We start from the raw sequence: 269 nt of genomic DNA, 5'->3' as shown, positions 1-269 counted from the left end.
GATATCGGCCATGCCTGCGTTGGCGCACGCGTTGACCGCCAGCCTTATCCGCTGTCGCAAACCCTGACCAGCGGTCAGACGATTGAAATCATCACCGCGCCAGGCGCCCGTCCTAACGCCGCCTGGCTCAACTTTGTCGTCAGCTCCAAAGCCCGCGCAAAAATTCGTCAGCTGCTGAAAAACCTCAAGCGCGAAGACTCCGTCAATCTGGGTCGCCGTCTGCTCAGCCATGCGCTGGGCGGCAGCCGTAAACTGGCTGAGATTCCGCC

1 protein-coding gene is annotated in these 269 nt (G+C 61.0%); it reads left to right on the top strand.

Annotated elements, in window-relative coordinates; all coding sequences use genetic code 11:
* On the top strand, positions 1-269 hold a 269-nt coding region (locus SB756_RS30540), incomplete at both ends, for a TGS domain-containing protein (protein ID WP_410913303.1).

Origin of the sequence: Pseudomonas sp. SIMBA_068 (assembly GCF_046534705.1) — a bacterium.
GTDB classification, from domain to species: Bacteria; Pseudomonadota; Gammaproteobacteria; order Pseudomonadales; family Pseudomonadaceae; genus Aquipseudomonas; species Aquipseudomonas putida.
Note: the sequence above shows the minus strand (reverse complement) of the source record. Positions and strands in the feature narration are given on the sequence as shown.